Source organism: Sulfobacillus thermosulfidooxidans DSM 9293 (genome assembly GCF_900176145.1).
Lineage (GTDB): Bacteria > Bacillota > Sulfobacillia > Sulfobacillales > Sulfobacillaceae > Sulfobacillus > Sulfobacillus thermosulfidooxidans.
The window spans coordinates 160,999-186,171 of record NZ_FWWY01000002.1 but is presented as its reverse complement, the minus strand read 5'-3'; the positions used below and the strand labels follow the sequence as shown (position 1 = coordinate 186,171).

The window sequence follows — 25,173 nt, the reverse complement described above, 5'->3', positions numbered from 1 at the left end:
ATTCCGACATTGTTAAGAAAGGTGTTCTCATTCACTATGAAACTAACAAAGTCCTCTTCTCTCACGGTGTTGAGCGTTATTAGCGTCAGTGGCCTATTAACCGGATGTGGCGCGTCGCAAGCCGCTTCAACGCATCATCACGTGGTGCATCAGACGTCCTCGACTCGGACTCAGTCGTCCAGTGCCCAGACGGCCCCGTCTTCAGCGTCTCCATCTGGGATTCCGACATCGGATCCTTTTGGATCGGCCGCGTGGAGCTCGGCGTTACAACACCAATTAGCCCAACAACTACATGACCGAATTGGGCCCTTAGACATTGTTCCGGTGTCCTCCCAATGGGGGTTTCCCGCTCATAGTGTCTTGGTGTTTGAACCTCTGGCGGTTCATCAACAGTTTTACTATGCGGTTGTTCAAAAAAATCACGCGGTCCACTGGCAACACTTTTCGAATCAGGTGACGACCATTCCGAGCGCCGTGGCCAGCAAAGTCCCCCAACCGTTATTCCGGGCGATGCATTACGCGATGCTGATGCAACAAGGTGTGACCGAAACGCCCACATTGGGCAATACCATTCCCTGGAATACGATTACGGGCAATGTCGGCAATCCGGTGGCGATTGTCGCCTATTATTCTCCAGCGGCTTATGGGCTCCCCGCCTCCTTATCCATTACCACCTATGTGCCTATTCATTGGAAAAATCTCCAAGATGCAGGATTTGACAAAGTCTCGCTGCCCAATGGTCATTTCGTGGGGTTTGCGGTGTCAGCGCCCGTGAATAGCTCATCCTGGCAAATTCAACAAAGTTTTTACGCGGTCGCGCCCCAAGATTTATCCCAAGACTTGCCGCAAACGCCCGCTCAAGGCGATTTCTTGATACCCCATTCACGCTAAGTTCTGCGTTGGCATACAGAGAGGAGGTGATCCCTGTTGCTCGCCCTACGGCCTTACCAACAAGAAGCGGTGCAAGCCGTCCGATCCGCCGCCCTCCAGGGCCAACGGCGGATCTTGTGCGTCTTGGCCACGGGCGCGGGGAAAACCGTGATCGCCGCCCATTTGGCGCAGCAGACCAAAGGGCGGGTCCTGATGGTGGTCAACCGCGACGAGCTCGTCAAGCAATCGGTGCAAAAACTGGCGCTCTTTGTGCCGCCGGATCAGATCGGCATTGTGCAAGGGGCAGAACATGGCGAAACCGCCCGGTATGTCGTGGCGTCGATCCAAACGCTCGCCCGCCCCGCCCGGCTGCACGCGCTGCTCACGACGGATCAGACCGATCCCTTTCGGCTGGTGATTGTGGACGAAAGCCATCTTTTAAGCCCCTTAAGAAGACGAGACAATCGCGATCTCTCCTGGTAGGATAATTATCAGTTCAGAGGAGAGAGTGTGCACGATGAGTCAAACCTATTCACCGGAATTCAAGCAACAGATTGTTCAAGAAGCTCAAGACACGCAAAATGCGACATTAGTCGCTCGTCGTCATCAGCTGAGTCCATCCATGGTGCGTCGCTGGGTGCGTGAGGCGATGAAGGCGGCCCACCATCCCCACGATCTCATGAGTCTGGTAGACGAAAATGAACGATTAAAGAAATTACTCGGGGAAAAAGATCTGCAGATTGCTATGCTTCAAGATCTGCTGCAAAAAAAGGGGATCCGTCCGTGACAGAATTGTGTGAACACGTGATGGATTGGCATCACCGCGCTCCTCAGGTGCCCCTTCGCCGATGGTGTGCGACGATTCGCCTTTCACGGGCTACCTTTTATGCGTGGCGTCATCGCCAACGCCATCGGGAACCGGATCGGCGCCATCAGGCGCCGGGTCGACCTCCGCGAGGATACAGCGTCACACAAAATGGCCAGAAAATCGCCGATGGCCAGATTATGGACTGGATTACCGATATTCTGACGACGGAAAATGCGGCCTATGGGTATCATAAAATCACATGGGTCTTGCGACGACGCTATCATCTACAGATTCGTGTCAAAAAGGTGTATCGCCTCCTTCGACAGTGGCACTTATTATGGCCTCAGCGAAAACGCCGCATCCGGCATCCGCGCCGGCTGGCGCGGAACCGCATCATTACGGCTCCCAATCAGCTCTGGCAAACGGACATTACCTATGTGTATATTGCGGGTGAGGATCGGTTTTTATATCTCCAAGCCATTATCGATGTGTGTGACCGCATGATTATTGCCTACCACATGGGACTCCATTGTCAGGCGACGGATGTTGTGCGAACCCTAAAACACGCGGTGATCCAGCGTCAATCGGAATGGCAGACGCCTCCCGTTCTGCGGACCGACAATGGCCCCCAGTTTATCGCCGAGGCATTCGAAACGGCTTGTGCCACCTATGGTCTGGAACATGAACGCATTCCGGTGGCCACGCCGAATAAAAACGCCTTGATGGAGTCGTGGCATGCTCAGTTGGAGCGCGAGTGTCTCACTCAAGAATTTGCCACATATGGCGAGGCCTATGCGGCCATAACGCGATGGATTGCCTTTTATAACCAAGATCGGCTGCATGGGAGCCTAGAATTTTGGTCCCCGGCGACGATGCGAAAACGGGTCGCGGGAGGGCAAGCGACCTGGATGCCCGTCAGAGTATAGAAGAGCGAGACTTTTGCACTGGGGGACAGGGGCGAGGTGACGCCCTGGCCCTGTCCCCCAGTCCCAGCCCGTAGGGCTGATAGGATGTCCCAATGCGTATCCGCGTGAAAGAGATCGCAAATGTCCAAATTTGGGGGGCGGAATCGCCATCATATTGGCGCGGTCACCTATCAACGGTTGCTCGCCGCGTTGGATCTCGATCGCGCGACCGCCCCGGCGTCCCGTGTGCTGCTCGGCATTACGGCCACCCCCTTTCGGACCGATGGGCAATCGTTACACCAATTTTTCGATACCGTGGCCTACCGCAAAGAGATTGCCGATTTGATTCCCCTCGGCTATCTCGCGCCGATTCGGGGCCTCCGGGTCTATTCGCCTGTGGCCTTGCCGGATCCCACCCAGACCGATTTCGACGAAGCCGATTTGGCCTTGGCCGTCGATACCCCCGGCCGCAATACCTTAATTGTGGAAACCTGGCAAAAACATGCCGCTGACCGCCATACCGTCGTCTTTGCCGTCAACGTCGCGCACGCCCGCCATTTGGCGGAGGCGTTTCAAACCGCGGGCATCGCGGCCGATTGGATTGCCGGATCCTTGCCGTTAACGGAACGCCGGCGCCGTTTGCAGGCGTTTCACGATCGCCAGATTCAAGTGCTGGTGAACTGTACTATCCTCACCGAAGGGTGGGACGAACCCGCCGTCAATTGTTTGGTGATGGCGCGGCCCACGATGTCACCCGGGCTGTACATCCAAATGGTGGGGCGGGGCCTCCGGCCCCATCCCGGCAAAACCGATTGTTTGGTGCTGGATGTCACCGACCGCCAGCATTCTTTATCGACCTGTACGCTGGATCTGATTGCCCAACCCGATCCCGCGCAGAAACCGCGGAAACGGCGCGCTGACGCGCCGCCGATCCGTGCCGATCACGAGCCGGCCGACATTGCGGGACGGGTCGATCTCATTCCCTTGCCGTGGGATCTCTTAGGCACCTCGCCCTTTGTCTGGCATCCCGATGTCGACGGACCGTGGCTGGAAGCGGGCCCGAATATTCGCATTCAATGCCGGCCGTTGGGTTCCGAACTCTTTGAGGTGTGGTTGTTCGACCATCGTCAGCGCACACGCCTCAGTGATCAACCGCTGCCCTTTGCCTATGCTCAAGGCTTAGCAGAAGATTGGGTTCGGGCGCAAAAGTGGACAGGCTATGCCGCCAAAGATGCCGCCTGGCGATCGCGGCGCGTCTCCCCCAAACAACAAGCGATTCTGGATCGTCTCCACATTCCGTATGATCCGGCCACCTTAACCCAAGAGGCCGCCTCTCGGTTGATTCGCGACGCCACGGATCACCAACCCGCGACGGCGAAACAACGCCGGTGGCTCGCCGCCCATCAGATTCCGATTCCGGAGGGGTTGACCCGGCAGGAGGCGTCGACGCTGATTAGTGCGCATGGCGCCCGTGATGCGCCGGCGGATGCCGCGTCGTCATCCGCTCCCTCATCCCCGTAAAGGAGGCTTATTATTGTGGCATCATTTGATCTCGAAACGCAACTTGATTCATGGCGGTTGATTACCACGTGGGACGCCGCGACCCACCGCATCCAGACCGAATTGTGGCCGACCGTGCGGCATCCGGACGCTTCCCCCGACGATTTCGCCCCGTGGACCACCCAACTGGCCGGATCGGCTCCCGTCTGGCAACAGACCCAACCGGCCACGCCGACCGCCTTTCTCGCGGCGGGTACCCAACATTTTCACATGGCGCAAGCGCTCCAGCGCGATCCGCTGCCGCCTCTCGGCTCCGACCCCGCCGAACGGGAAGCCCTCCGCACCTATTGTGACACGCTCTGGCAACATCCCGCCCCGGAGGCCCCTCTCCCAGAAGGAGACGACGCAGTTCTCCCGCCTCTGCGGTTGTTTTCGCAGCCTGATCCCGATCGCGCCTGTGTGCTCGAAACGATTTGGCAGCCCGGCCACGATCAGGCGCGGATGACGCTGTGGCGGACCGATACGCTACCGCCCGTCAGCCTCTATGACGCGGAGGTACCGTCCTCGGTGGCCGGGGCTGAACATGCGGCGGTCATGGATGTGCTCGCGGACCACATCGGGCAAACTCCGGTGACTGCGTGGGCCGATCTGGTCGACCAGGCGCGTCTGTATCGGACCGCGGATCGCCCGACGATTCCCACGGATCAAGCCTATCTGTCGTATGACGAGATCGCCTTATCCTCGTGGGGGCCCTATACGCTGACCATTGCGCAACCCGTCGATCAACCCGTGCAGATGACCTTGGCGCGGACTGACAAGCCGCCCGATGAGGCGGTGGTCTGGTTCAGCTGTCCCGCCGTCGACCATCCCGAGTGGCCCACAACCGCCGCGGATCTGCGCTTTTTCGCCGGCGCTTGGAAAACCGCGCTGGATCAGGCCAGTCGGCAATACGTGCTTCCGACGGCGGCGGATGACACCGACCGACTGCTGGCCCGGGTCACGGACCGCTTTTTTGCCAAGGCCCTCGATGCCACGGCCACAGGTCCCTTGAAGGACTCTTGGCGAGACACCTTGGCCGATTTCTTACCCCCGCGCCATCTCAAGACTATCCGCGATTTTCCAGCACAGAAAATGCGGTTATTGGTCGAACCGCCCGACGATCCCGACGGGCCGTGGATGGCGACGCTGACGAAAGCCAAACGGGAAACCACGGTCGATGACAGCGGGCAGCGGGTGACGCGGTGGCGCACGGTGGACAAATTTGCGCCGCTCTGGCGCCAAGCGATCGCTCCCGATCAGGTCGACGCCTTTGTGCACCGCGTCGACGCCGCCATCGCGCAATTCGGGCAGCATCCCGCGTGGTTTCCCCCGACCTGGCCCGAAGTGCATCCCCAGCGTCTGGTCTCCCTGGTTCAGGCAGCGGCGCAAGGCCCCGTCGTGCCGGAAGGTCCGGCGACCCCGCAATGGCATTACGGGTTTGATCCCGACCAGGGCGTCTACTTCTTATGGAAAACGGAAACCGCCGATCCCACCTCCCGGCTTCGCGGCGTCGCGACCGGCGAATTAGCGACCCCCATTCCCGGCATGGAGAAACTCCTGATGCCCATGTGGTGGGCCGACCCCTTCGATGTCCTAAATGCGGCGGCCGAAAAAGGGGTTTATCCCCAGCCCGCCTCGCGAGTGCCGCAAGCCGTCATTGACCGCGACCGCCAAGCACAAGCGGCCTTACATGCCGCGGTCCACACCTGGGAACAGGCGACCCAACCGGCTCCCGCTCCGCAGCGCGTGCCGTAGATTCTCTCCCCACCACTCTCAAGGAGGCGTTTTGTTTATGACCCCACAAGACTTACCGTTGTTGCCCCCCACCTTGGCTCACGAATTGGCCCGATTTGCCCAAATGACCCAGACCCAAGACCTGGTCATCATTCTGCGACATGCCGGCGGCGGTCTGACGACAATTACCCCTCAGACCTTATCGCCTCAAGCCGTCCATGATCTCTGTCTACAAGCCGCCCGGCTCGGCTTGGAACGGACCGCCCGCGAGGAGTAAATCATGGCTGCCTCCACGCCCCATACGATTCGCTTTTATTGCACCGAGGACGAGTATCGGGCCTTGCGGGATCGCATGGCCCACGCCGGGTTTTCGTCCCTCAGTGCCTACATTGCCTCTCTCATTCAACAGGAGCATCCGGAAAGGAGCGATAATCATGGCCCGTCCGCGTCTTCCCCAACAGCAAATTCGCCGGAAAGCCGTCCAGACCACCCTTAGTGCGGAAGACTATCACGCGATTGTCCACGCGGCGCAAGCGTCCCATACGACGCTCGCCACCTGGTTGCGCCAATTTGTCTTCCAGCGCACCATGCAACCGTCCCCGTAAAGGAGCTAAGGCTTATGGATTTCTTACGCCGCCGCGCCTTTTGGGTCCCCTTTCTCTTTGGCGCGGTCCTCTGGCTGGCCGTTCTGCCCACGGTGATTATCGGCCTGGAAGCCTTGCACCATCCGTTCTGGCAACATCTGTTGATCCATCACGGATACTATCCCTGGATTGGTTGGCCCCCCATTTGGCAGTACCCCGCCGCCAAAACCTTAGCGGCCCAACTCGGGGGCGCGGGGCTCCTTGGCTGGGGCTACCTGCGGGCCAAAGACACGGCATCCCGTGAGGATGATCCGTTAGCGACTGCGTGGGCGACGAAAGGCTCGGTGAGTTACGGCAGTGCGCGCTGGCGTAAAGGACGAGAATGGCAGCACGGGTTATCCGTGGTGCCGCACACGGCGTTGACACCCCCACCGTCCACGCCGCCCGAGACCGTCTCTCCCCAACCCGCGCTGGGCGGCATTGTGTGTGGCCGACAGGGGAAGCAGGCGGTCTTGGCCACCGGCGATCTGCATACGCTCTTAATTGGGGTGCCCGGGGTCGGGAAAACCCGCCGCATCATTTTGCCGACCATCGCCTGGTGTGCGGCCGGCGGCGAAGCGTTGGTCTTGGGCGATCCCAAAGGCGAGTTGGCCAGCTGGACCACGGCCGACTTGACGGCCCGGGGTTATGCGGTCTTACGCTTTGATTTGCGGCAGCCCGCTCTCAGTCGGCGCTGGAATCCCTTAGCGCCCGTTATCGCCGCCATGCAAGCCGGACAATGGGCGACCGCCTCCCGGCAAGCCTGGACGATTGCCCACGCCCTTGTCGGCCAACAACCCTTGGGCGCCGACAATCAACTGTGGTCGAATACGAGTGAAACGCTCATTGCGGCCTTAGTACTGGCCGTCGCCGATGGGGTGCAGACGGGTCTCACACCGGATCAGCAACATTTGTTTTCGGCCTATCACATCCTCATGACGCATGCGCAAGGGACGGCCTTAGATCAGTGGTTTGATGCCACGTTTCCCGATCGGCATCCCGCCAAAGAAGCGTACGCCATGATTCGGACGGCGGCCGCGGAAACGCGGCAAAGCATCTATGTCACGGCCACCGCGACGTTGCGCTTGTTTGCCGATCCCGAAATCGCCTGGTTGACCGCGGCACAAGACCCGGCGTGGCCCTTAGGTCGTTCGGCCCTCGACATCGTGGAACAGCTCACGCAGAAGCCCTTTGCCATCTTTTTAGTGATTCCCGATGAAGATTCTACGCGGTATCCGCTGGCGACCCTCTTTCTCACCCAGCTCATTCAGACCTTGGTGGATGCCGCCAATGTCAAGGGCCGCTTACCGCGGCGGGTGACTTTTTTGCTCGATGAGTTTGGCAATTTGCCTCCCATTCCCGACTTTGAAAAAGCCTTGACGGTCGGACGCGGCCGGGGTTTGCGCTTTCTCTTGGCGGTGCAAGCCCTTCAGCAACTCCGTGATCAATATGACAAGAAAGCCGAGATTTTATCGGGCACCTGTCAGCTCTGGCTCTATCTCGGGACCGCGGATCCCGACACGGCAGAAACGTTGTCCAAAAAATGCGGCCAAAAAACGATTCAAACCCAATCGACCGCCCAAACCCTCGGCACGGGCGGCGCGCGCTCGGTCACGGATACCTACACCAGTCGCGCGCTCGTCACCGCCGACGAAATCCTCCGGTGGCCGGTGGGCAAAGTGCTGGTACTCCAACAGCCCGGGGCCTTTCCAGGCGTCTTACCGGCCCCGGATTTGTCGCAGTGGCCGATCGCCAAGCTGTGGCAGCCCGCGCCGGACACGGGGGCCACGGATTTGAATCAGGCCGTCCTCACGATTCCGCGGTACGGGCAAGCCAAACAGAATGCCCTCGGGCAACCGCTCGAACGGCCGGCCTTAAAGGCGGGCTGGCGCGAAGCGCCGTTGGATGACGTCAACGATGGGACGGCTTTTTCTTAATCGGTCCCCGTTTGCTATACTGAAGTATTCCCCACAATAAGGAGGGATTTTTTGTATGGAAGATCGTCCCGATTTAGGCGGTTGGCGCATTGACGAAATTGATGAAGACAATGTGCCGTATGAACCGGTCAGCGCGCCGCCCCCCCGCGGCAAAGTTATTGTGTTGGACCGCTGGGTGCGGGAGCACGATCCCGCGTGGTGGGAAGAGCAGATGATTGCCCAGGCGCAAGAGTCCTTATTAGATTTGGATGACCTCGATGACATTGTGGACACCTATTGTGCCCTCACCTTGCCCCGCGCCGAGGATGAAACCCTCGCTGCGATTACCCCCTACTACACCGACCCCTGGGAGGATGTCGAACGGCTGATGGAGCAAGAGCCCCAGGAGGTGAACGACGATGGCGATGCCTGATCCAATGCCCACCGAACCGAGTCTGCCCAATGATTGGGCCAGCAAACCATCCCAGCAACCGCTCATTACGCAAGAATTGAATCCCGATCATCCCGCGCACCGGACGGTGCGCGTTTTGATTCCGACGATGCGTACAGAGATCACGGAGAACGGTTCCAAAGTCTTTCGGGCCGGAAGCCCTATCCAACGCATCCTACCGCCCACGGTCGATGATCATCCCGCCATTCGTCGGCATACCTTGACCACCTGGGCCACTGCTATGTGGCAGCATACGCATCCTGATGTCACCGTCACCCCTCGCGTGCGCCAGACGTATACGATGACCATCGACCCCACCAATCCCGCGCATCAGGCGTTAGCGGAGACCTTACGACAACAACCGGGGAGCGAAGACATTATCTTTCGGCAGTATCAAGCCCCCGGTCCCCGCGTGCAATCCGGTTCCCGGCCTCGCGCGCTGCCGCTGACCGCGATTGCCGATCAGTTTGACGAGGAATTGTGGGACCGCCGTCGCCTCCAATTTGCCAACTTGTGGGAAGCGGAACAGCATACACCGATTCACGACACCGACTATGCGGGAGCGGAAAAAGGCTATCTCAATGACGAACTCGTTCTCGACCTCCAAGCCGGCGCCCCCGTGGACCCCGGCGAAGACTTCTTGCATTGGGCGGATCGCTTCCGCTGTGTGGAAATTAGCCGCGGGACGTGGGCCATTTGGCATCGCGAGAGCCAGCGTTTTGTCGCCGAACCGCTCCCGTCCTCCACACCCCAAAACCCGCGCCAGGTGGTCCCGGCGGACGCCGAGGCGGTGCCTCGCCGTGCCTGGTCCGGGACGTCCTTATCCGACGCCGTGCATTTTCTGCGGAATCATATCCCTGCGTGGGATACGATTGACCGGACGCTCGATCCCTACAAAGCGGATGAGACGGCGCAACGCTTACACCGTCGGGCGGATCTCCGGCACAACGTGTTAACGCGCATGACGCAGCTCTGGCATGATACTGCCCAAGACGCGGCGCATGTTGATCCGGCGTTGCCGCGCCACTTTTTCCACCAACTTCTACGGTCGCACGCCACGGTCCCCGCCGCCACCGTGACGCCGCCATCCCCTTCGGAGACGCCACATGGCCCCCGTCTTTGATGGCCGCCTCGATTGGCCGCTTCATGCCACCACGGATGCCGCTCACACCGTCGTGGTCTGGCAAGAACCGCCCCACGAAGCCCCGCGCTGCCTCGGGCGGTTTGCCAGTTCGCCCAGTGCAACCCGGTGGTGGGAAATGGCGACCGGTACGGCCTTTCACCCGGTCTGGCACGACGAACCGCATCCGATGGCCACTATTGGCCCGCGGGTGAAACCGAGTGTCTGGTGCGGCGGTCTCAGTCCGCAGGCGTTTATCGCCTGGACCGAGGAGGCGACGGGCCCCACGGTGTGGGCTCACGATCGGCAAACCCGCTGGCCGACTCCGCAAGCCTTAGAACAGGCACTGTGGGAGGCCGGCCAACCATGGCGGTGGTGGACGCCCACAGCGCTGTTTGACCCGGGCACTCCCGATCGGGCCGATCCTGGATGGGGCCATCCCGATCCCGTGTGGTATCTCGGCCAAGGAGCTCACGGAGGGGTCGTCTTGTGGCAATGGGTGCATGATCAGGCCGCCTATAAGCTGCGCTGGATTGAACAAGCCCAGCATCTCGATCATGCGCCCTATGAATGGCGGCAGATTGCTGACGCGTACCAGTGGTTAACGACCCACGATCCCGGACGCCCCTTGGCGGGCTATGCCCCCCACGCGGTCCGTGTCGCCTTGGTGACGACAGGGATCACGCGAGTTCCCCATTTGGCGGCGTTTTAGCGAACCAGAGTGTTAACGATTTTCTCAATCACTACGGTCGTGGACATTCTAAGATTTGAATTACAAGAATCTCCGATAAAATAGGAGGCAGCGCTCATGGATCCGTTCGAGTGTTGGTTACGTGAGGAGGGCAACCAGGCCGTCATGCCGATTACGACCTGGTTGCGTTGGCTGTTGCAACACCATTCAGACACTTTCCCCATGCCTTATGCGTCGTTGTTGTTTACCACCGTCAGCGCAGAGGATTCCCTGTGGCTGACCCTCATGTTGGGCGTTCTCGTCACCCAAGCAAATGGACCAACCATGCCGTGGTCCGCATGGACATCGCTCTGGACGTGGATTACGCGGGCAGGTGGATGGCAGACAGGGTTTTTGTGGACCGCATTGCTCAACGCGTCGTGTTCTGATGTATCTGTGCCCACCGATAATGCTCCCGCGCCGTAACGACGGCGGCATAGGTCGGACATTCGGGAAACCGTGTGCGACACACGATGTCGTATTCTTTTGGTAAAGGAATCGGACGTTCCGTTCCAATGTCGACGTGACATTGCGCGGCGATTGGGTTATGGGCCAATCCCTGCATTGGCTGATTTTCCGAAAAGAAAGGACAATGGCTCATGTCTTCACCTCCTTTCCCTAATCTTTCGTCACAATCATGGGAACTCCTGCGACCGCATGCCAAGCCTTTTGTGTCCGTGATTCGCACGCTGATTGCCAGGGAACCGGCGACCCACGAGTTGTGGCATGCATTACGCCACGATCTGTCCACACAACCCGAACAATGGCTGGTACGTCTGAATTGGTGGGCGGTCCAGTCCGGTTATCCAGGCTTTACTCGTCACGACTGGGATAGGTTATCTCAGTTAGCGACGACAACGGCAGACTGGTCGTGGGCGTCTATTGTCCCCGCTCTGATTCTGTTGGCGTTAATAGACCCCTAGAAAGGCTTTGCGAGCGAGTTTGACCCCACACGAGACAACGCCAAACGTGATAATCTGAAACACTGTAGACGAGACCCTCTATCCGCGACAGAGGATACCAGCTCTGATTACCATCAAGGTACCGCAAACGATGTGGTCCTCAATAGCACACATGAAGATGCGGATGAAAACGAAGACGAAGACATGGATACGTTATGACACTTAAGAGGAGGTCTACCCATGCATTTACCCGAACCCTTATCCCAGAAATTGCAGGATCTCGAAACCGCTTTGCAATCCACTTATCATGCGCATCTGGAAGACTTAGCCCAAACCTTTGTCGATACCACTCAACAATGGCAAGCCGATCTTCACGCAATGCACGATGACCTTACTCGCCTCAAAGCGTTAGACGCTGAACGCGATCACCTGTTAGCGGATCTCACCGTACGCCTTACCCGGTTACAAGCCCTTGAGCAAGTTCCCAACAAGCCGTCTTCGGAAGATTTCTCGCCAATAACACCCTCAACACCCTCGTCGGCACCGTCTGAAGATGTCCAGCTTCGGACGACGGAATCCACGCTATCCGCGGTCCACCCCCCTATGACGCCTCCGACGGAACCTCAAGGATCGCCCACCTTGCCCGGCGCATCGGGGGTCTCGGATGGACCATCCGTGAGACACCCTGACACCGCAGATCTCAACGATCCCGTGTTACCCAAGCTCGTGCAAAACTTTTAAGCCTGATAGCCTCGGGAGGCGACGCCCATGACCCCCAAAGCCCGGCAAGCGCGGGCGCGCGCACTGGCTCAAGCTGCGAAAGCCAGCGGGGACCTCATCCGTGAAGTCAGTCAAACGGTGCGCTTGAAACGCATTGGTCGGGCGTATAACGGCCTTTGCCCGCTCCATCCCGACAAAAACCCGTCCCTCTGGGTCTATCCCGATGGCCACTGGCACTGTTACGGCTGTCCGCCGGGTCACAATCATGGCTCGATTCTCGATTGGCGGATGGCCGTCTATCACGAAACGTTGACCGAGGCCGCGCAAGCGATTTTGCATCACTACGGCCCCCCTCCCGAATATGTCCGTCCTGTGGTCACGGACGAGGACCCCGATCCGGATGACGCCGCACTGACCCGGTGGCACACCACCTATCAAGCAGCATGGGCCCACCTCACCGTGGCGGAGGCCGATCAAACCGCCTTACGGCAACGCGGTCTGACCGAACCCTCCCTGTGGGCCCTTCATGGCCTCAAGACGATGCCATCGCTCCGGACCGGGTGGGCTGCCCGCCTCGGTCTCTCCATGGCGCATATTCCCGGGTTTTCTACGAGCCAAGATGGCACCTGGCACGGACCCGCTGGTCTGCTGATTCCGATCCGCTTACCCGATGGACGCCAAATCGGGGCCCAAATCCGCGTGCATCATGCGACCACTGGCAAATATGTGTGGTGGTCGACGCCGCCCGATGCTCAGACTGAGACCGGCCAGCCCCGGTATCCGGAGGGCGCCAAAGCGTGGATCATGGCGCACTGGGCGTGGCCGGGCGGGATGATTGACTCCGCAGAAGAAGTCATTATCACCGAAGGCCCCTTAAAAGCCATCCTGATTGCGGAATTTACCGGAATGCCCACGATCGGCGTGCCCGGCGTCAACCTTTGGGCGACGGCGCTCAAGGTCTTGCACCGCCTCGATCAGCCGCCTCAGCGCGTCTTATGGGCCTGGGATCAGGATCAGCCGGTCAAACCGGCGGTGCATCAGACCCTTCAGGCCGGCCAGGACGCGTTGCGTCAGGCATTTCCCGCCATTCAGCAAGCCGTCATCACGTGGGATGGGCATCAAGCCAAAGGCTTTGATGATGCCTTATTATGCCAAGTTCCCTGGCAGGTTCAACCGATACAGAAAGGAGACGCCCATGGGGTTTTTGAATGATTGGATTTCGGGGTGTGCCAACCCGCCCAAAGGTCTGAATCTCATCACGGCTATTGCGTTTTTTCTGGCGCATCTCTTTCATGCGTTATTTGCGATGATGCTGACGATTGTCCTCGGCGCCCTCAAATTGACCATCCTGAATCACGCCGGATCCACGACCGTCATGCAAGATGTGCAAATCGGCAATACCTCATTAGCCGCGATTGCCCTGGCGATGTTGACCGCTTTTGTCGTCTGGCGCGTGCTGACGGGTGGGGCGGACGTCACCGTCCGAGGACGGTGGGAAGGCTGGCAAGGCTTAATGGGCAACGCCGTGGTCAGCTTGCTCTGGATTGGCGGATCAGCCACGGCGGTCCAGCTCTTGTTGCATCTGAACAACCGCATTGTCGCGGGCATTGACCATACCTTAACCCTCAGTAGTCAAGCCTTTGCGGTCTCGTGTTCCAATCCTGGCGCCCTCGGCGGGCTGATCGCTGGATCCGGTACGGGCGTGGCCCTTGGCACGTTAGCCGCCGGGGCGGGGCTTGCGTATCTGGTCCTGCTCGGGCAAGGGTTATTGCTCTTTTTGATTCTGGCCGCCATTTATGTCATTGGGCAATGGCTGTTTCGTTTAGCCGAAATTGTCTTTTGGGGCAGCCTCTTGCCGTTAGCGGCGGCGACGATCGTTTTGGAACCGTCCCGCAACACCTTTCACTACGTCTGGAAACAAGTGCAAGGGGCCATTTTTACGCAAAGTGCGATGGCGTTTGGCTTATATTTGGTCTTTAACGTCATGCTCGCCGGGCATACGGCAGGGAATGCGGGCACGAATTTGTTGGATTTGCTCATGGCGATTGCGGGCCTCTTTATGGTGGGCAAGATTCCGCAATACTTCCAACAACTCCACGGCCACAGCACCGATGGGGGCTTCAGTTTAGCCAAAGGGGCGGGCGCCATCATGCTGGCGCACGGGGCCGAAGAAGCATTGGCCGCCACCCCAGCCAGTCAACTGGGGCAACGCTTTGCGCAGTCCATGGCCAGTACCGCGGAACGGCAGCTGTCGTCGCCCACATTGCACAATCCGCTCACCCGGCCTCTGTGGCGCACAGCCTCTAATCAATGGCACAAGATGGGCATCAACATCGATCGCACCCGCGGGCTGCGACAATTCGATCAGGCGCGCTATGAAACGGCCAGTGGATCGTTTGCCTTACAACAAGCCGCGCAAACGACGCGTCAGAATTACGCGAAAGCGTGGCATGAAGATCGGAATAACGATTTTAAGCCCCCAACGTCTGCTGGGATTAGTAATGCTACACCAGACGTTGCGCCCTATGACGTTTCGGACGCTTCGCCGGGCTATGCTACATCGGACCTGATCACGGAGGACTTAACCGATTCGGTCCAACCAGACGGGGTTCCATCGACCTCTGGAGCGGCGGCGTCGTTTGCCCCGAAGACGGCAGCTATCTCGGCATCGGCTGCCCCAACGTCACCGCCTATGAGTCCCGAAGACTTCGTAAAAAAACGATCCGCGGATTTACAAAATTATCTGCGCAATTATGTGCAGCCCATGACGTTTGCTAAACATGCCCAAAATCCCACCCAGCAAATGGCGGCATTAACCACGTTAAATCAAAAATACCAAGTGCTCGGGACGGGCGGGCCGGAAGCCGTGCAGACCTTTGCCGAATTGGTGGGCGTCAAACCCGAGGATTTAGCCCGGCCCGATGTGCAGGCTCGGATTACCCAAGATCTGGCGGTCAAACAATGGGCCGGAAATCTCCAATATGCGGATGCCGAAACCATTAATCAGCGGTCTCCGTTGAACAATACGACGGTCCGAGGCTTAGATCCGGATCACTTGGCTCTCACGTTTGGGGGCGCCCCTCGCCATGTTGTGCAATATTTGAACCGTTTGAGCGAGGCGACTCAAACGAATATTGAGATGAGTGGCCTCAGCCGCTAATTAATGTTTGGCCCAAAGGATGCTATACTAGATATCATATCCTTGTGCAGGAGGAGAGTCCTGTGACCGATTACGTCATGACCGACGGTGAACGCCGGTATCCCAAGGATGCCCCGCTCTCCTATCAAGAATTTTACCGGATTCAAAGGGCCATCAACTATCCCAAAAACCGAAATCCCTTCCCCTCCTTGCGATGGACGTATGAAGATGTGGTGGAACGTTATCCGGTGGCAGTCATCGCGTGGGCCGAACAGTATGCTGACTGGTACAATCAAAATGTCGATTCAGTCTATGATTCTTGGACCATTCATCAGATTCTTGTATTGGCACATCAAGTGCAATCCGATCCGGCTGCCTTAGATCGCTGGCGGCAAGAGCGGTATGACCAGCATTGGGACTACCAAATGTCCTTGTGGTATCGATCGCTTTGGTATGGCCTGTTAGCCGGCTTTTTATCGGCGCCCTTTTGGTTTGCTGGGACGCTCGCTTATGCATCTCATCCTGCGATCTTCCATCAAAAAAATATCCACGCGACGATCTATAGCATTCTGACGGGCTTAGGTGTTGCCGGTGTGAGTCGGTGGATTCAATGGAAACGGAAAGCCGAAGACATTAAGTCGTGGCTCTTTGCCGCCTTGCTGCTCGGTCCGGTGTTGATTTTTGTCGCGTTTTTGCTCTAACCCTTCGATCCTCTTCGGATTCCCGCAGTCCCCGGCATCGTCATCACGATGTCGGGGACTTCACTTTTGTCTTAAGGAGGTACTCCCATGCAAGTTCCCATTCCCCCCGATACCCGCCGCGACTTTGACTGGATTGCTGGTCTGACCGGGATGGGGATGCTCGTGGCCGGAGCGGGTCTCACAGTCGCCCTCGGCGTGTGGGGCGAAAAATTGTGGCCTGTGGCCGTGCGGGCGCCGCTCGCGATCGTGATTCTCTTAATCACGGCCGCCCTCGCCTGGCTCAAATGGCCCATGGAAGATCATGGCACGCGACTCACCACGTGGGCGGGCCGGATCTGGACCTATTACACCGTCTATCGGACGCCCATCAAATCCTTAACCGGCCATCCGCGTTCATCCTTTGGCCGACCCCAGGCAGGAGGTAGTGTCATTCATGTTTCGACGAAAAAATCCCGGTAAACCCCCCAGCACACCCCCATCCCCCAAACCGTCCAAAGCGGGACGCAAACTCGTGGCCGTCGATCATGTCGAAGACGGCCTGATTTATCGGACCGATGGCATGGTGGTCGGCGTGGTCGAAGTGTCGGGGATTCCCTATGATATGCTCCAGGTGGAAGAACAAGATCAAATCAACGGGCAATTTCGCGGGTTTTTACACATGCTCACGTTTCCGGTCGCCCTGCATATTTTGTCGGAACGGTGGGATTTGTCCCCGGAAATTGGCCGCTTTCAAAGTCGTTTGCCTACCGACTATGCCGATGCCGATCCGGCGCATGCCGATCAGTGGGCGCAAATTGCCCACGGCTATGCGGAGCTCCTCAGTCGCTACACCCAGTTCCTCGATCACGTGGTCTATTGGGTCGCGGTGCCGGCTTCGACTCCGTCCCAAGCGAATGACCATGCGCGGGCGGTGGAAACGGTACTCAAATCCTTACACTCCGATGCGCAACCCTTTCGCCCCCCGCGCGATCGCATTTTGATGGTACTGGCTAACGCGTACGGCCATCCCTTACCGGCTCCGCCGTCAGCTTACGCGGCGGGAGCCGTGATTCGCTAGACGTCATTGAAGGAGGAATGTTTATGCTGTTCCGCCGGAAAGCGGACGACCCGTTATTACCCCCAGACGCGGATGCGCCCTTGTCCCTAGTCGACGAGACGCCTCCTACCCAGCCGGTCGCCCCGCCCCCGAAAAAACGGCGATGGGGTCGCCAGCGGCCCGCTCCCGACCCCGCGGCGCTGTCCCAAGAAGCACATCGGATGGTCCCCTCCTTGTCCGAACAGGATTTGCTGATTCCCGCCGGCTGGCAGGAAAAACCGACCTTTGTCGAACATGGGGAAGGCTATTATTCGGCCTCCTTGCGCATTATGGCCTATCCCGCACAAGCCTCCAATGGCTTTTTACACGGACTGTTGCGCGCTCCCATGCCGCGCCGGTTTGCGTTTTACATTACCCCGATTAGCAATGGGCAGATCGTCAAACAATTGACCGATGACGTCACTAAGCTCGAAGCCAAACTCCGGGGCCAAGCCAAAGAGGGCAAACCGTTCAATCCCTATGACCAAAATGCCTATCAGCAAGCCGAACAACTCCGGCAAGCGTTAGCGAAAAACTGGATTAAAATGTTTAACACGTCCTTCATCATTACCCTTTTTGGCCAAACGCCGGAGGAACTGCAAGACCATATTCGGGAATTTAAGGAAGCGGCCGCGGGGGGCATGTGGTATGTGCTGGAAACCTACTACGAACACGGCAACGGTTGGCTGACAACGTTGCCGCTCGCCGACGAACGCGTGACGCAATCCCGGCGACTGGACAGCAATTCCTTGTCGTGTATGTTGCCCTTTACGTGGACCGAACACATTGAAGAAGGCGGCTTGTATGTGGGCACTAACGTCCAAACCGGGGGGCCCGTGCTCCTCGATATTCACAACCGCCATCGGTATCCCGCGGGGCACATCATCTTTATTGCGCCCACCCGATCGGGGAAAAGTTACACGGCGAAGTCCCTGCTGGTCCAATCGCTGTTGGATCCCGCCCTCGATGCCTTTGTCATTGACCCCTCACCGCCTATCGACTATCAAGCCTTGGGGCAAACGCTCGGCCGCTTCATCCCCTTTAAGGTGGGCACGCAAGACAAATGGAATCTGTGTGCGATCGAGTATCCTCGCCATATCACGCAACTGGACGAGAACGAACGCCAACTGTTGACAGCCAAAATCGACTTTTTGTTGACGCTCATCGACCTCATGATTCAAGGGCAGTGGACCCTTGAAGAACGGGCCCTCACCGAAGACTTGATTCGTCAGGTGTATGGCCGCTACGGTATTACCAATGATCCGGTCAGTTTGATTGATCCCGACACCTTAAGCGTGCATCCGCGCATGAAGCCGATGCCAAAACTCCGGGATATGGTGCAAGCCCTTTTACAACATCCGCAACTGAACCGGATTGGGATTATGCTCAAACCCTTTATCCAAGGCGGGACCCTGGACCTCTTTGATGGCGATGTCCCCCCGAGTGCGCTCGACAGCCGCTTAACCGTCTTTAATATTGAAGGCTTGTTGCGGGCGCAAAAACACCTCCAACCGGTCGCCTATCTGGTCATTGGGGAACTGATTCAACAACGCCTGCTCCAATCGGGACGCCGCACGATCATTATGATTGATGAAGCCCATATTTTGTTCGCCAATGAAGGCACAGCCCTTTGGCTCAGCCGGTTGTTTCGGATGAGTGCGAAACTGAATTCGGCGGTGTGGCTGCTCACGCAGAGTTTGGTGGATATGATCGGCGATCCGGCCACCGGCCTGCAAGTGCCCGGTCAAGACGATGCCCGGGTTTGCTTAAGTAATACCTCGATCAACTGGCTCGGCCCCATTGACAAGGAGTCCGATGCGCGGCTTCTTGCCCAAGAGTTTAATCTGTCCGGGGCCGAAGTCGAGTTCTTACGCAAAGCCCAGAAAGGCTTAGGCATTTGGCGCACCAACCGGTTTCATGTGCCCGTGCAAGGCCAAGCGCCCGCCATCTTGCATCCGCTGCTGTCGTCCACCCTCGACGAAAAAACGCAGACGATGATGCAATACCCCGATCCCTTACAAGGCCGGCAACCCATGCCCGCGGAAGTAGGCGAACCGATGATGCCCGTCTAATCATCATCCCCAGGAGGCGATCTCTATGACGACCCTTCCTGCCTTGGGTCTGATCCGCATGCCGCTTATCGGACTCGGGGCGATCGATGCCGGCTTGATCCCTGTCAATGGGGGGCCACGCCGTCATCCGGGCCGGCCCGTAAAGGAGGTGGTGGGACGACGTAACCATGCATCACACCGCTTCCTGACCGCTTGAGCCCTGACTGGGCTCTTTTTGGTCATTTTGGTGATCATCCCAACTTTTTCACTCAAGGAGGAATTCTCATTATGGCTGCTGGTATTGACACCGCTCAAATTGTCAGTGCGTTTAACAGTTTACAACAAACCTTACTCACCTTTGTCGTGCCGTCCGCTGGGCTTGCGGCCGTCTATGGCGGTCTCATTCATGCCCATGTCTTTCATACTGAACAAGCGGTGCGGCAAGGCAGAGACATTTTAAAATATGCCGTCGTCGCCATCCTGATCGCGGGCCTGGGCCCGGCCTTGCTCAAAAGTTTGGCAGGCTTGGTGGGCGTCCCGGCGTAATGGACGAAGCGTCCTGGTTCCTAACGGATTCCGCGGGGAACCAGGACGGCTTTTTTGGTTGAGAAAGGAGCCTCCTCAGTATGGAATCTGTTCACTCAACTGTTCCCCCGGCCCTGACCGATCCGGTCTGCGCCTTAGCCTTGGGCACGGTGTCGGAGCCGTTTCGGGTTCAATTATTCGATCGGTTGCCGACCGCCCTGCATGCCGCCCAACCCGATCGGACGTGGTCGTTACACGCTCTGACCGATAGTACGGACGCTTTGTGGGATCTCTTGGACCAGGAACCCGTCGCCCCGTGGACGACGCTGTTGGTGACGAGTGAACTGTACGGGAGTCGGTCGCTGGCCGAAACCTTGATTGCAATCCGGAAAAAGTGGCCGATGGTGCGGATTGCGGTCATTGTCAGTCGCCTCACCCAGGACACCCGGCAACTCATTGCCAATTGTGCCGCCTTCCAAATTTATAATGTGCGCGTGGGCGAAAAATTTACCGTGTCGCAAATTGTCGAACTCTTAACCCAAGATTTCACTTGGGACGCGGTACAGCCCTATCTCGATGCGCCAGTGACGATGACGCTCCCCACGGCAGCCTCCACCCCGTCTCCTTCCCCCGTCTCGCCCTCGGAAGGAGCCTCCGCGTCCTCGGTCGTTTCGAGTTATACCGTCGCCGTCGTCAGTGGCAAAGGCGGGGTCGGCAAAACCGGGCTCATTGCCAATTTGCTCACCGTCACCGGGCAGTGGCCTGCCATGGCGTTAGACTTGGATTACATCAAGCCGAGTCTGCCGCTCTATTTCCACGAAGCGAATGACACCCCGACTCTGGATCTCCGGCGCCTGCTGACCCAGATTCAAACCCATCATCGCCCGCCGATGGGCGCGGCCAGCATGGTGGTGATTGAAAATCTCACCGAGGATGATACCCGCGATATTGCGCAGTATGTCGAACACGCCGAAGTGGTGACGCCCAGTGCGAAGATTGTGCCGGGCGCGTCGCGTTTTGAAACGGTGATGCCCGTGCCGCCGCCGGTGGTGATGTCGGCGATTCTGAGCGCGTGTCAACGTCAAGCTCGTTTTGTCTTTGTGGATACGCCCGGGGTGCCTACCGATCCCGTCTGGATCCAGAGTGTGCGGCAAGCGGACTTCGTGGTCATTGTGACGACGCCCGAGTATGCCGTGATCTTGGAAACCATTGATTTAATTCGCAAACTCGATCTCTTGAAAATTCCCCGGGAAAAACGCGGGTTGATTATTAATAAGCGCAGTAAATGGGGATATTCCACGGCTGCTATTCGATCGACCCATCTCCCCGGCGTTCCGCTGCTGGGCGAAATTCCCTATGATCCGGCACGCTGGGAACGGTCCCTCCAACAACATCGTCCGCTGGCGTTGGATCATCCCAAACCGTGGCGGGCCTTATTTCATGCGATTACCCAGGTGGAGCCCGAACGCCCGACGCGGCGCGGATGGTTCCGGCGCCAAGCCTCATCGTAAGTCCTATTCTGAGTGAAGGAGCGTGTATCGAACATGGTCTTATCACAACTCTCTTCTCCCACGCGGCGGTGGCTGGGTCTCGGTGTGGGCGCCGCGATTCTCGGTTGGATGGGTCTCGGCTTTACCCTCGGCGCGTGGTTAGCCCCCGCAAAAACGGTGACGGCGGCGCCGCAGACCTCGGCCTTTCATCCCAAGACCCCGTCTACGACGCCCTCAGCGGGCACCGGGCCGTGGGCGATCGGTCACACCGCCCCGTGGTCCGCGGCCTTAACGACGTTAACCGGGCATTCCACCCATTTAGCGCGGGGTTCGCAGGGCACAATTGTCATGGCGATGGCGTCGTGGTGTCTCTTTTGTGGCTATGAAGACAAATGGGTGTGGCCGACCCTCGCGAAAGCGCATCCCCATTGGGCGATTGATATCGTGGATGTCTCTCCCCAAGGCGGGATCGCCGATCCCGGGCCCCAAAACCCGCCGTTTCATGGACATGATGGCGTCGGCGGTCCCCTCAGTGTGACCCAAATGCAAGCGACCATGCGGCAATATGTGCAGACCTATGGGTTGCACGCCGCCAACATTCATGTGTATGTCGCGCCAACCGCCACGCAACAAACCTGGAATATTACCAGCTTTCCCACCATCTATGTCCTCAACTCTCACGGGGTCGTGAGTCAAACGACACCCGGCGCGGTCACCGTCAGCCAAGCGCAAGCGCTGTTCCACTAAACCTGAAGGAGCGATGCCCTCATGTCTCACTTTGCCAATCCGTTGGTTCAAACCTTTGGCGGTGCCGCCGCGGAACCCAATCCCCTCCAAGATTTGGGCACCGCGTCCCGGACGCCCGGCACCGCGTCCCCCTTTCGGCCGATCGACGATCATTCCACGGCGGATGCCACCCCCTCCCTGTTTCACACGGCGTTATTGCTCTTGCGCGATCGCTACAGCTCCTTGATTGCCCGGATCTATCAAGCGGATCGCCAAGCCGTGCGGCAAGCGATTGCCGACGTCGTGCTCAGTCTCCATCCATCGCAAGATATTGCGGTCCAACTGACCGATGCCTTAGAAGCCCAATTGTTGGGCGCAGGGGTGTTAGAACCCTTTATGCGCGATCCCACCGTGTCCGAAATTATGGTCACCGGACCCTATATTTTTGTCGACCGTCATGGGCGCAATGAACCAGCGCTCACCTTATCCTCGGTCGACGAGAGTATTCGTCTCGCGCAACATTTAGCGCGCCATTGCCAACGGGAATACCGCGATACCGAACCCTTGATGGATTTGACCTGGCCCGAAAATGGCGCGCGGATCAATATCACGCATCACCGGGTGGCGATGACCGGGCCGGCGATCACCATTCGGAAACATAACATGGGCGTGCTCTTACAACTGGAGGAACTCATTCGCCGGGGCATGTTGACTGAAGAAGTCGCCCATTTTCTGGTGCGGGCTTTTCGGGCGCGGGCGAACGGGCTGATTGCGGGGCCGACAAAATCCGGGAAAACGGCGCTCTTACGCGCCTTGGCGATTGAAGCCATTCCCCCGGACGAGCGGATCATTGTGCTCGAAGATACCGAAGAATTGCATCTCCCTTTTCATCATCAAATTAATTTGATTGGCTTAGCCCGCGCGGTCTTGCCCGACGAACGCGAACACGGCATTGTGTCGCTCCTCGACTTGTTCCGCAACGCGCTCCGACAAAGTCCGGGCCGGCTCATTATGGGGGAGTTACGCGGACCGGAAGCGTTCGATTTCATAGAGCTCGGCTTAACCGAAAAAGGCGGCAGTTTGTCCACGATTCACTTGCGCCATCCGGATTATCTGGTCAGCCGCCTGTATTATATTGCCCAAAAATCGGGTCTGACGTTATCCCGCGATCTCATTCAACAAACCGTGTATCAGGCGATTGATCTGATCGTCTATGTGCACCACGATCCCACCACCGGCGCCCGCCGGGTCAGCCATGTCGTGGAAACCACGGAACAGGGATCGGTGCATGTTCTCTTTGCCCACCAGGGCGGACACCTCGTGAAAGTCGGCGAACCCTCGAGAAAATTGCAACAACTCTGGGAGGCGGCATGATGAGCGTTCTCGCGTGGTTGTTGGCCATCGGCGGCTTAGGTCTGGTGGTCTTCAGCATTTGGCAATGGCGCACTGTGCCCGTGCCGCTGACTTGGCAAGCGAAACCGATTACGTGGCGCGTGCCGCCGACCTTAAATGCGTCCTGGATCGCCCTCACCGGCCTCCCCTGGTCTCCTGAGCAACTCCGCCGATTCAATGCTGTGAGTGGAGTCCTCGTGGGGCTGCTCGTGACAGGCATCACGCGCAATCCCTTGATGGGCAGTGCATTTGTCCTGATTGCGTGGGGCTGGCCGGAAGGGGTGGTGCGCCTGTGGGCGCGACGCCAATGGCAACGGCTCGACCAGCAAGCCTTGAGTGCGTGCACCAGCATTCGCTTTGCCCTGGACGATCATCGGCCTGTATTGCCCGTATGGGAAAATTTGTACGCGCACAATGAGGATGTCTTGCACCGCTTTTTGGAACCGTGTTTGAGTCAAGAAGCCACGGGCCGCCGTCACAGACCCGCCGACGGGCGGCCGTTGCCCACGACGCCATTGCTCCCGTTTGAAGCGGAATTAAAAATTCAAGCGCGGGCGATTCGGCATATTGAACTGCAACTCGTCGCGGACGTGTTAGCCGCGGAGCGTCAACGCGGGCGCACCGCAGATCTCCTGGCGACCGTCTTGCATCTATGGAGCCAACGCATGGAAGCGGATGCGCGCCGCCGTGGTCAAATTCATGCCGGCACCTGGTTATCCAAAGCGCTGATTGTGGGCAGTCTCCTCTTTTTAGCCGGACTCTGGTTTAATAGCCCGGCGGTGGTGCATGATGCCCGTCATGGTCTGGGTTTGATTGTGTTTGGGATCTCGACCTGGTTGATTGCCTTCGGCACCTGGGTTCAACGCCAAGCGGAACGCACGGCAGAACAAGTGTAGACGAGGAGGGGATGAAGCTGAATGGTTCGATGCCCTGGATTGCCGCCGGCGGCGGCGTCCTGTTATGGTTGTGGAGTTGGCGGCAATTGTGGGTCCAGCCCCGCCCGTTAACCTTTACCCCGGAAGACACCCGTTGGCAGCGCTGGCAACACGCCCTCGTGCGCTGGACGCAAAATCGTTGGAGCCGCCGGGTGCGGGACGAACTCGCCATTTTAGGTTGGTCGACCGGACAAACCGCCTTTTGGGTCCTCTTCTTTGCCGCCTTTGTGGGCCTCCCCACCGATATTGTCACCCATCATCGGCTGTTCGCGTTGATGGCAGCCCTCTTCGGGGCGTGGTGGGGACCCCAATTGTGGATTCACCGGAATTTTCTCGCGTGGCAACAAGAGCTCTTGCGGGATTTCGTGCCCCTCGTGCTCATGCTCAGTGTGTATTTCGATCTCGGGTATTCCCCGGAACGCGCGGTGGAAGATGCCTTGATTGCGGTTGGCCCGCCCACCGAAAAAGAATTACAACGGCTCTTGGCCGCCTGGCACCAACAAACCGGGACGCCGGCGGCCATTGTGCAACAGTGGGCGGCGCGGTTGAAACTCCTGCCCTATCAACAGTTAGCGGATACCTTAAGTCACCATTTGGAACGGGGCATCTCGGGCGCCGCCTTAAAGCCGTTGCATACGCTCATTTCAGCTCAACAGCAACAAGGCGCTCGGGCTCTCGCGGATCGCGTCGACCAACAAATTACGGTCGTTCCCGCTCTGGTCATGCTGGGCATTATGCTCATGGTCATGTTTACCTTTTTTGCGCATGGGACGGGATCCACGTCGGGGATCACCGTGTTATGACCCCGTTGCTGGAGGATT

At 58.4% G+C, this 25,173-nt stretch carries 29 protein-coding genes; all 29 read left to right on the top strand.

Annotated elements, in window-relative coordinates:
- Positions 1 to 36 precede the first annotated feature (36 nt).
- The 29 genes from B8987_RS18920 to B8987_RS18795 all read left to right on the top strand — a co-directional run bounded on the left by B8987_RS18920 (position 37) and on the right by B8987_RS18795 (position 25,155).
- Positions 37 to 891: a hypothetical protein gene (locus B8987_RS18920; RefSeq protein WP_084662311.1), complete on the top strand. Its 855-nt coding sequence runs from the start codon at positions 37 to 39 to the stop codon at positions 889 to 891.
- A 36-nt stretch (positions 892 to 927) separates the two neighbouring features.
- Positions 928 to 1,353 (top strand): DEAD/DEAH box helicase family protein, encoded by a 426-nt coding sequence (locus B8987_RS18915; protein ID WP_176213296.1) that lies wholly within the window; start codon positions 928 to 930, stop codon positions 1,351 to 1,353.
- Positions 1,354 to 1,387: 34 nt separating this feature from the next.
- Positions 1,388 to 1,657: a transposase gene (locus tag B8987_RS18910; protein ID WP_084661040.1), complete on the top strand. Its 270-nt coding sequence runs from the start codon at positions 1,388 to 1,390 to the stop codon at positions 1,655 to 1,657.
- A complete protein-coding gene (locus B8987_RS18905) occupies positions 1,654 to 2,604 on the top strand; it encodes an IS3 family transposase (protein ID WP_084662307.1) in 951 nt (316 codons plus the stop codon). The genes B8987_RS18910 and B8987_RS18905 overlap by 4 nt, the downstream gene beginning before the upstream one ends.
- A gap of 120 nt (positions 2,605 to 2,724) precedes the next feature.
- On the top strand, positions 2,725 to 4,104 hold the full coding sequence (locus B8987_RS18900) for a DEAD/DEAH box helicase (protein ID WP_084662305.1): 1,380 nt from the start codon (positions 2,725 to 2,727) through the stop codon (positions 4,102 to 4,104).
- 15 nt (positions 4,105 to 4,119) lie between these two features.
- Positions 4,120 to 5,877 (top strand): hypothetical protein, encoded by a 1,758-nt coding sequence (locus tag B8987_RS18895; protein ID WP_084662303.1) that lies wholly within the window; start codon positions 4,120 to 4,122, stop codon positions 5,875 to 5,877.
- A gap of 37 nt (positions 5,878 to 5,914) precedes the next feature.
- Positions 5,915 to 6,133 carry a hypothetical protein gene (locus B8987_RS18890; protein ID WP_084662301.1) on the top strand — a complete coding sequence of 73 codons (219 nt, stop codon included), beginning with the start codon at positions 5,915 to 5,917 and terminating at the stop codon, positions 6,131 to 6,133.
- A 3-nt stretch (positions 6,134 to 6,136) separates the two neighbouring features.
- Positions 6,137 to 6,352 carry a plasmid mobilization protein gene (locus B8987_RS20310; protein WP_423242306.1) on the top strand — a complete coding sequence of 72 codons (216 nt, stop codon included), beginning with the start codon at positions 6,137 to 6,139 and terminating at the stop codon, positions 6,350 to 6,352.
- Positions 6,291 to 6,461 carry a hypothetical protein gene (locus B8987_RS19815; RefSeq protein WP_176213295.1) on the top strand — a complete coding sequence of 57 codons (171 nt, stop codon included), beginning with the start codon at positions 6,291 to 6,293 and terminating at the stop codon, positions 6,459 to 6,461. Before B8987_RS20310 ends, B8987_RS19815 begins: the two co-directional genes overlap by 62 nt.
- 14 nt (positions 6,462 to 6,475) lie before the next feature.
- Positions 6,476 to 8,416: a VirD4-like conjugal transfer protein, CD1115 family gene (locus tag B8987_RS18885; RefSeq protein WP_084662299.1), complete on the top strand. Its 1,941-nt coding sequence runs from the start codon at positions 6,476 to 6,478 to the stop codon at positions 8,414 to 8,416.
- Positions 8,417 to 8,471: 55 nt separating this feature from the next.
- Complete coding sequence (locus B8987_RS18880; RefSeq protein ID WP_084662297.1) at positions 8,472 to 8,828, top strand: hypothetical protein; 357 nt, start codon at positions 8,472 to 8,474, stop codon at positions 8,826 to 8,828.
- A complete protein-coding gene (locus tag B8987_RS18875) occupies positions 8,815 to 9,969 on the top strand; it encodes a hypothetical protein (RefSeq protein ID WP_084662295.1) in 1,155 nt (384 codons plus the stop codon). The genes B8987_RS18880 and B8987_RS18875 overlap by 14 nt, the downstream gene beginning before the upstream one ends.
- On the top strand, positions 9,953 to 10,678 hold the full coding sequence (locus B8987_RS18870; protein WP_084662293.1) for a hypothetical protein: 726 nt from the start codon (positions 9,953 to 9,955) through the stop codon (positions 10,676 to 10,678). The genes B8987_RS18875 and B8987_RS18870 overlap by 17 nt, the downstream gene beginning before the upstream one ends.
- 96 nt (positions 10,679 to 10,774) lie before the next feature.
- The gene (locus tag B8987_RS18865; RefSeq protein WP_084662291.1) at positions 10,775 to 11,122 is read left to right on the top strand and encodes a hypothetical protein; all 348 of its coding nucleotides are present in this window, start codon (positions 10,775 to 10,777) and stop codon (positions 11,120 to 11,122) included.
- A gap of 173 nt (positions 11,123 to 11,295) precedes the next feature.
- Positions 11,296 to 11,619, top strand: coding sequence for a hypothetical protein (locus B8987_RS18860; protein ID WP_084662289.1), 324 nt, complete (start codon positions 11,296 to 11,298; stop codon positions 11,617 to 11,619).
- A 219-nt stretch (positions 11,620 to 11,838) separates the two neighbouring features.
- Positions 11,839 to 12,339 (top strand): hypothetical protein, encoded by a 501-nt coding sequence (locus B8987_RS18855; RefSeq protein ID WP_084662287.1) that lies wholly within the window; start codon positions 11,839 to 11,841, stop codon positions 12,337 to 12,339.
- Between the two features lie 27 nt (positions 12,340 to 12,366).
- Positions 12,367 to 13,530: a CHC2 zinc finger domain-containing protein gene (locus tag B8987_RS18850; RefSeq protein ID WP_084662285.1), complete on the top strand. Its 1,164-nt coding sequence runs from the start codon at positions 12,367 to 12,369 to the stop codon at positions 13,528 to 13,530.
- Positions 13,514 to 15,478 carry a hypothetical protein gene (locus tag B8987_RS18845; protein ID WP_084662283.1) on the top strand — a complete coding sequence of 655 codons (1,965 nt, stop codon included), beginning with the start codon at positions 13,514 to 13,516 and terminating at the stop codon, positions 15,476 to 15,478. Before B8987_RS18850 ends, B8987_RS18845 begins: the two co-directional genes overlap by 17 nt.
- 62 nt (positions 15,479 to 15,540) lie before the next feature.
- Positions 15,541 to 16,158 carry a ZIP family metal transporter gene (locus B8987_RS18840; protein ID WP_084662281.1) on the top strand — a complete coding sequence of 206 codons (618 nt, stop codon included), beginning with the start codon at positions 15,541 to 15,543 and terminating at the stop codon, positions 16,156 to 16,158.
- 87 nt (positions 16,159 to 16,245) lie between these two features.
- A complete protein-coding gene (locus B8987_RS18835) occupies positions 16,246 to 16,617 on the top strand; it encodes a hypothetical protein (RefSeq protein ID WP_084662279.1) in 372 nt (123 codons plus the stop codon).
- Positions 16,592 to 17,215, top strand: a complete 624-nt coding sequence (locus B8987_RS18830) for a TraC-like domain-containing protein (RefSeq protein WP_084662277.1) — start codon at positions 16,592 to 16,594, stop codon at positions 17,213 to 17,215. Before B8987_RS18835 ends, B8987_RS18830 begins: the two co-directional genes overlap by 26 nt.
- Positions 17,216 to 17,238: 23 nt before the next feature.
- Entirely contained in the window at positions 17,239 to 19,305 is a 2,067-nt protein-coding gene (locus B8987_RS18825) for a VirB4 family type IV secretion system protein (RefSeq protein ID WP_084662275.1), read from the top strand.
- Between the two features lie 25 nt (positions 19,306 to 19,330).
- Positions 19,331 to 19,501, top strand: coding sequence for a hypothetical protein (locus B8987_RS19810; protein ID WP_176213294.1), 171 nt, complete (start codon positions 19,331 to 19,333; stop codon positions 19,499 to 19,501).
- A gap of 71 nt (positions 19,502 to 19,572) precedes the next feature.
- Positions 19,573 to 19,830 (top strand): hypothetical protein, encoded by a 258-nt coding sequence (locus tag B8987_RS18820; RefSeq protein WP_084662273.1) that lies wholly within the window; start codon positions 19,573 to 19,575, stop codon positions 19,828 to 19,830.
- Between the two features lie 80 nt (positions 19,831 to 19,910).
- The gene (locus tag B8987_RS18815) at positions 19,911 to 21,320 is read left to right on the top strand and encodes a nucleotide-binding protein (protein WP_084662271.1); all 1,410 of its coding nucleotides are present in this window, start codon (positions 19,911 to 19,913) and stop codon (positions 21,318 to 21,320) included.
- 33 nt (positions 21,321 to 21,353) lie between these two features.
- Positions 21,354 to 22,046 carry a thioredoxin domain-containing protein gene (locus tag B8987_RS18810; RefSeq protein ID WP_084662269.1) on the top strand — a complete coding sequence of 231 codons (693 nt, stop codon included), beginning with the start codon at positions 21,354 to 21,356 and terminating at the stop codon, positions 22,044 to 22,046.
- Between the two features lie 21 nt (positions 22,047 to 22,067).
- Positions 22,068 to 23,399 carry a TadA family conjugal transfer-associated ATPase gene (locus B8987_RS18805; RefSeq protein ID WP_084662267.1) on the top strand — a complete coding sequence of 444 codons (1,332 nt, stop codon included), beginning with the start codon at positions 22,068 to 22,070 and terminating at the stop codon, positions 23,397 to 23,399.
- A complete protein-coding gene (locus B8987_RS18800; protein ID WP_139793613.1) occupies positions 23,396 to 24,313 on the top strand; it encodes a hypothetical protein in 918 nt (305 codons plus the stop codon). The genes B8987_RS18805 and B8987_RS18800 overlap by 4 nt, the downstream gene beginning before the upstream one ends.
- 11 nt (positions 24,314 to 24,324) lie before the next feature.
- Entirely contained in the window at positions 24,325 to 25,155 is an 831-nt protein-coding gene (locus B8987_RS18795) for a hypothetical protein (protein ID WP_084662262.1), read from the top strand.
- The last annotated feature ends 18 nt before the right edge of the window (positions 25,156 to 25,173 follow it).

Excerpts from the sequence above, each read along its gene's own strand:
- B8987_RS18860 (WP_084662289.1), top strand. The coding sequence starts at position 11,296 with ATGTCTTCACCTCCTTTCCCTAATCTTTCGTCACAATCATGGGAACTC.
- B8987_RS18885 (WP_084662299.1), top strand. The coding sequence starts at position 6,476 with ATGGATTTCTTACGCCGCCGCGCCTTTTGGGTCCCCTTTCTCTTTGGC.
- B8987_RS20310 (WP_423242306.1), top strand. The coding sequence starts at position 6,137 with ATGGCTGCCTCCACGCCCCATACGATTCGCTTTTATTGCACCGAGGAC.
- B8987_RS18870 (WP_084662293.1), top strand. The coding sequence starts at position 9,953 with ATGGCCCCCGTCTTTGATGGCCGCCTCGATTGGCCGCTTCATGCCACC.
- B8987_RS18815 (WP_084662271.1), top strand. The coding sequence starts at position 19,911 with ATGGAATCTGTTCACTCAACTGTTCCCCCGGCCCTGACCGATCCGGTC.
- B8987_RS18830 (WP_084662277.1), top strand. The coding sequence starts at position 16,592 with ATGTTTCGACGAAAAAATCCCGGTAAACCCCCCAGCACACCCCCATCC.
- B8987_RS18845 (WP_084662283.1), top strand. The coding sequence starts at position 13,514 with ATGGGGTTTTTGAATGATTGGATTTCGGGGTGTGCCAACCCGCCCAAA.
- B8987_RS19810 (WP_176213294.1), top strand. The coding sequence starts at position 19,331 with ATGACGACCCTTCCTGCCTTGGGTCTGATCCGCATGCCGCTTATCGGA.
- B8987_RS18865 (WP_084662291.1), top strand. The coding sequence starts at position 10,775 with ATGGATCCGTTCGAGTGTTGGTTACGTGAGGAGGGCAACCAGGCCGTC.
- B8987_RS19815 (WP_176213295.1), top strand. The coding sequence starts at position 6,291 with ATGGCCCGTCCGCGTCTTCCCCAACAGCAAATTCGCCGGAAAGCCGTC.
- B8987_RS18850 (WP_084662285.1), top strand. The coding sequence starts at position 12,367 with ATGACCCCCAAAGCCCGGCAAGCGCGGGCGCGCGCACTGGCTCAAGCT.
- B8987_RS18810 (WP_084662269.1), top strand. The coding sequence starts at position 21,354 with ATGGTCTTATCACAACTCTCTTCTCCCACGCGGCGGTGGCTGGGTCTC.
- B8987_RS18855 (WP_084662287.1), top strand. The coding sequence starts at position 11,839 with ATGCATTTACCCGAACCCTTATCCCAGAAATTGCAGGATCTCGAAACC.
- B8987_RS18800 (WP_139793613.1), top strand. The coding sequence starts at position 23,396 with ATGATGAGCGTTCTCGCGTGGTTGTTGGCCATCGGCGGCTTAGGTCTG.
- B8987_RS18795 (WP_084662262.1), top strand. The coding sequence starts at position 24,325 with ATGAAGCTGAATGGTTCGATGCCCTGGATTGCCGCCGGCGGCGGCGTC.
- B8987_RS18825 (WP_084662275.1), top strand. The coding sequence starts at position 17,239 with ATGCTGTTCCGCCGGAAAGCGGACGACCCGTTATTACCCCCAGACGCG.
- B8987_RS18880 (WP_084662297.1), top strand. The coding sequence starts at position 8,472 with ATGGAAGATCGTCCCGATTTAGGCGGTTGGCGCATTGACGAAATTGAT.
- B8987_RS18920 (WP_084662311.1), top strand. The coding sequence starts at position 37 with ATGAAACTAACAAAGTCCTCTTCTCTCACGGTGTTGAGCGTTATTAGC.
- B8987_RS18890 (WP_084662301.1), top strand. The coding sequence starts at position 5,915 with ATGACCCCACAAGACTTACCGTTGTTGCCCCCCACCTTGGCTCACGAA.
- B8987_RS18835 (WP_084662279.1), top strand. The coding sequence starts at position 16,246 with ATGCAAGTTCCCATTCCCCCCGATACCCGCCGCGACTTTGACTGGATT.
- B8987_RS18820 (WP_084662273.1), top strand. The coding sequence starts at position 19,573 with ATGGCTGCTGGTATTGACACCGCTCAAATTGTCAGTGCGTTTAACAGT.
- B8987_RS18900 (WP_084662305.1), top strand. The coding sequence starts at position 2,725 with ATGTCCAAATTTGGGGGGCGGAATCGCCATCATATTGGCGCGGTCACC.
- B8987_RS18910 (WP_084661040.1), top strand. The coding sequence starts at position 1,388 with ATGAGTCAAACCTATTCACCGGAATTCAAGCAACAGATTGTTCAAGAA.
- B8987_RS18805 (WP_084662267.1), top strand. The coding sequence starts at position 22,068 with ATGTCTCACTTTGCCAATCCGTTGGTTCAAACCTTTGGCGGTGCCGCC.
- B8987_RS18875 (WP_084662295.1), top strand. The coding sequence starts at position 8,815 with ATGGCGATGCCTGATCCAATGCCCACCGAACCGAGTCTGCCCAATGAT.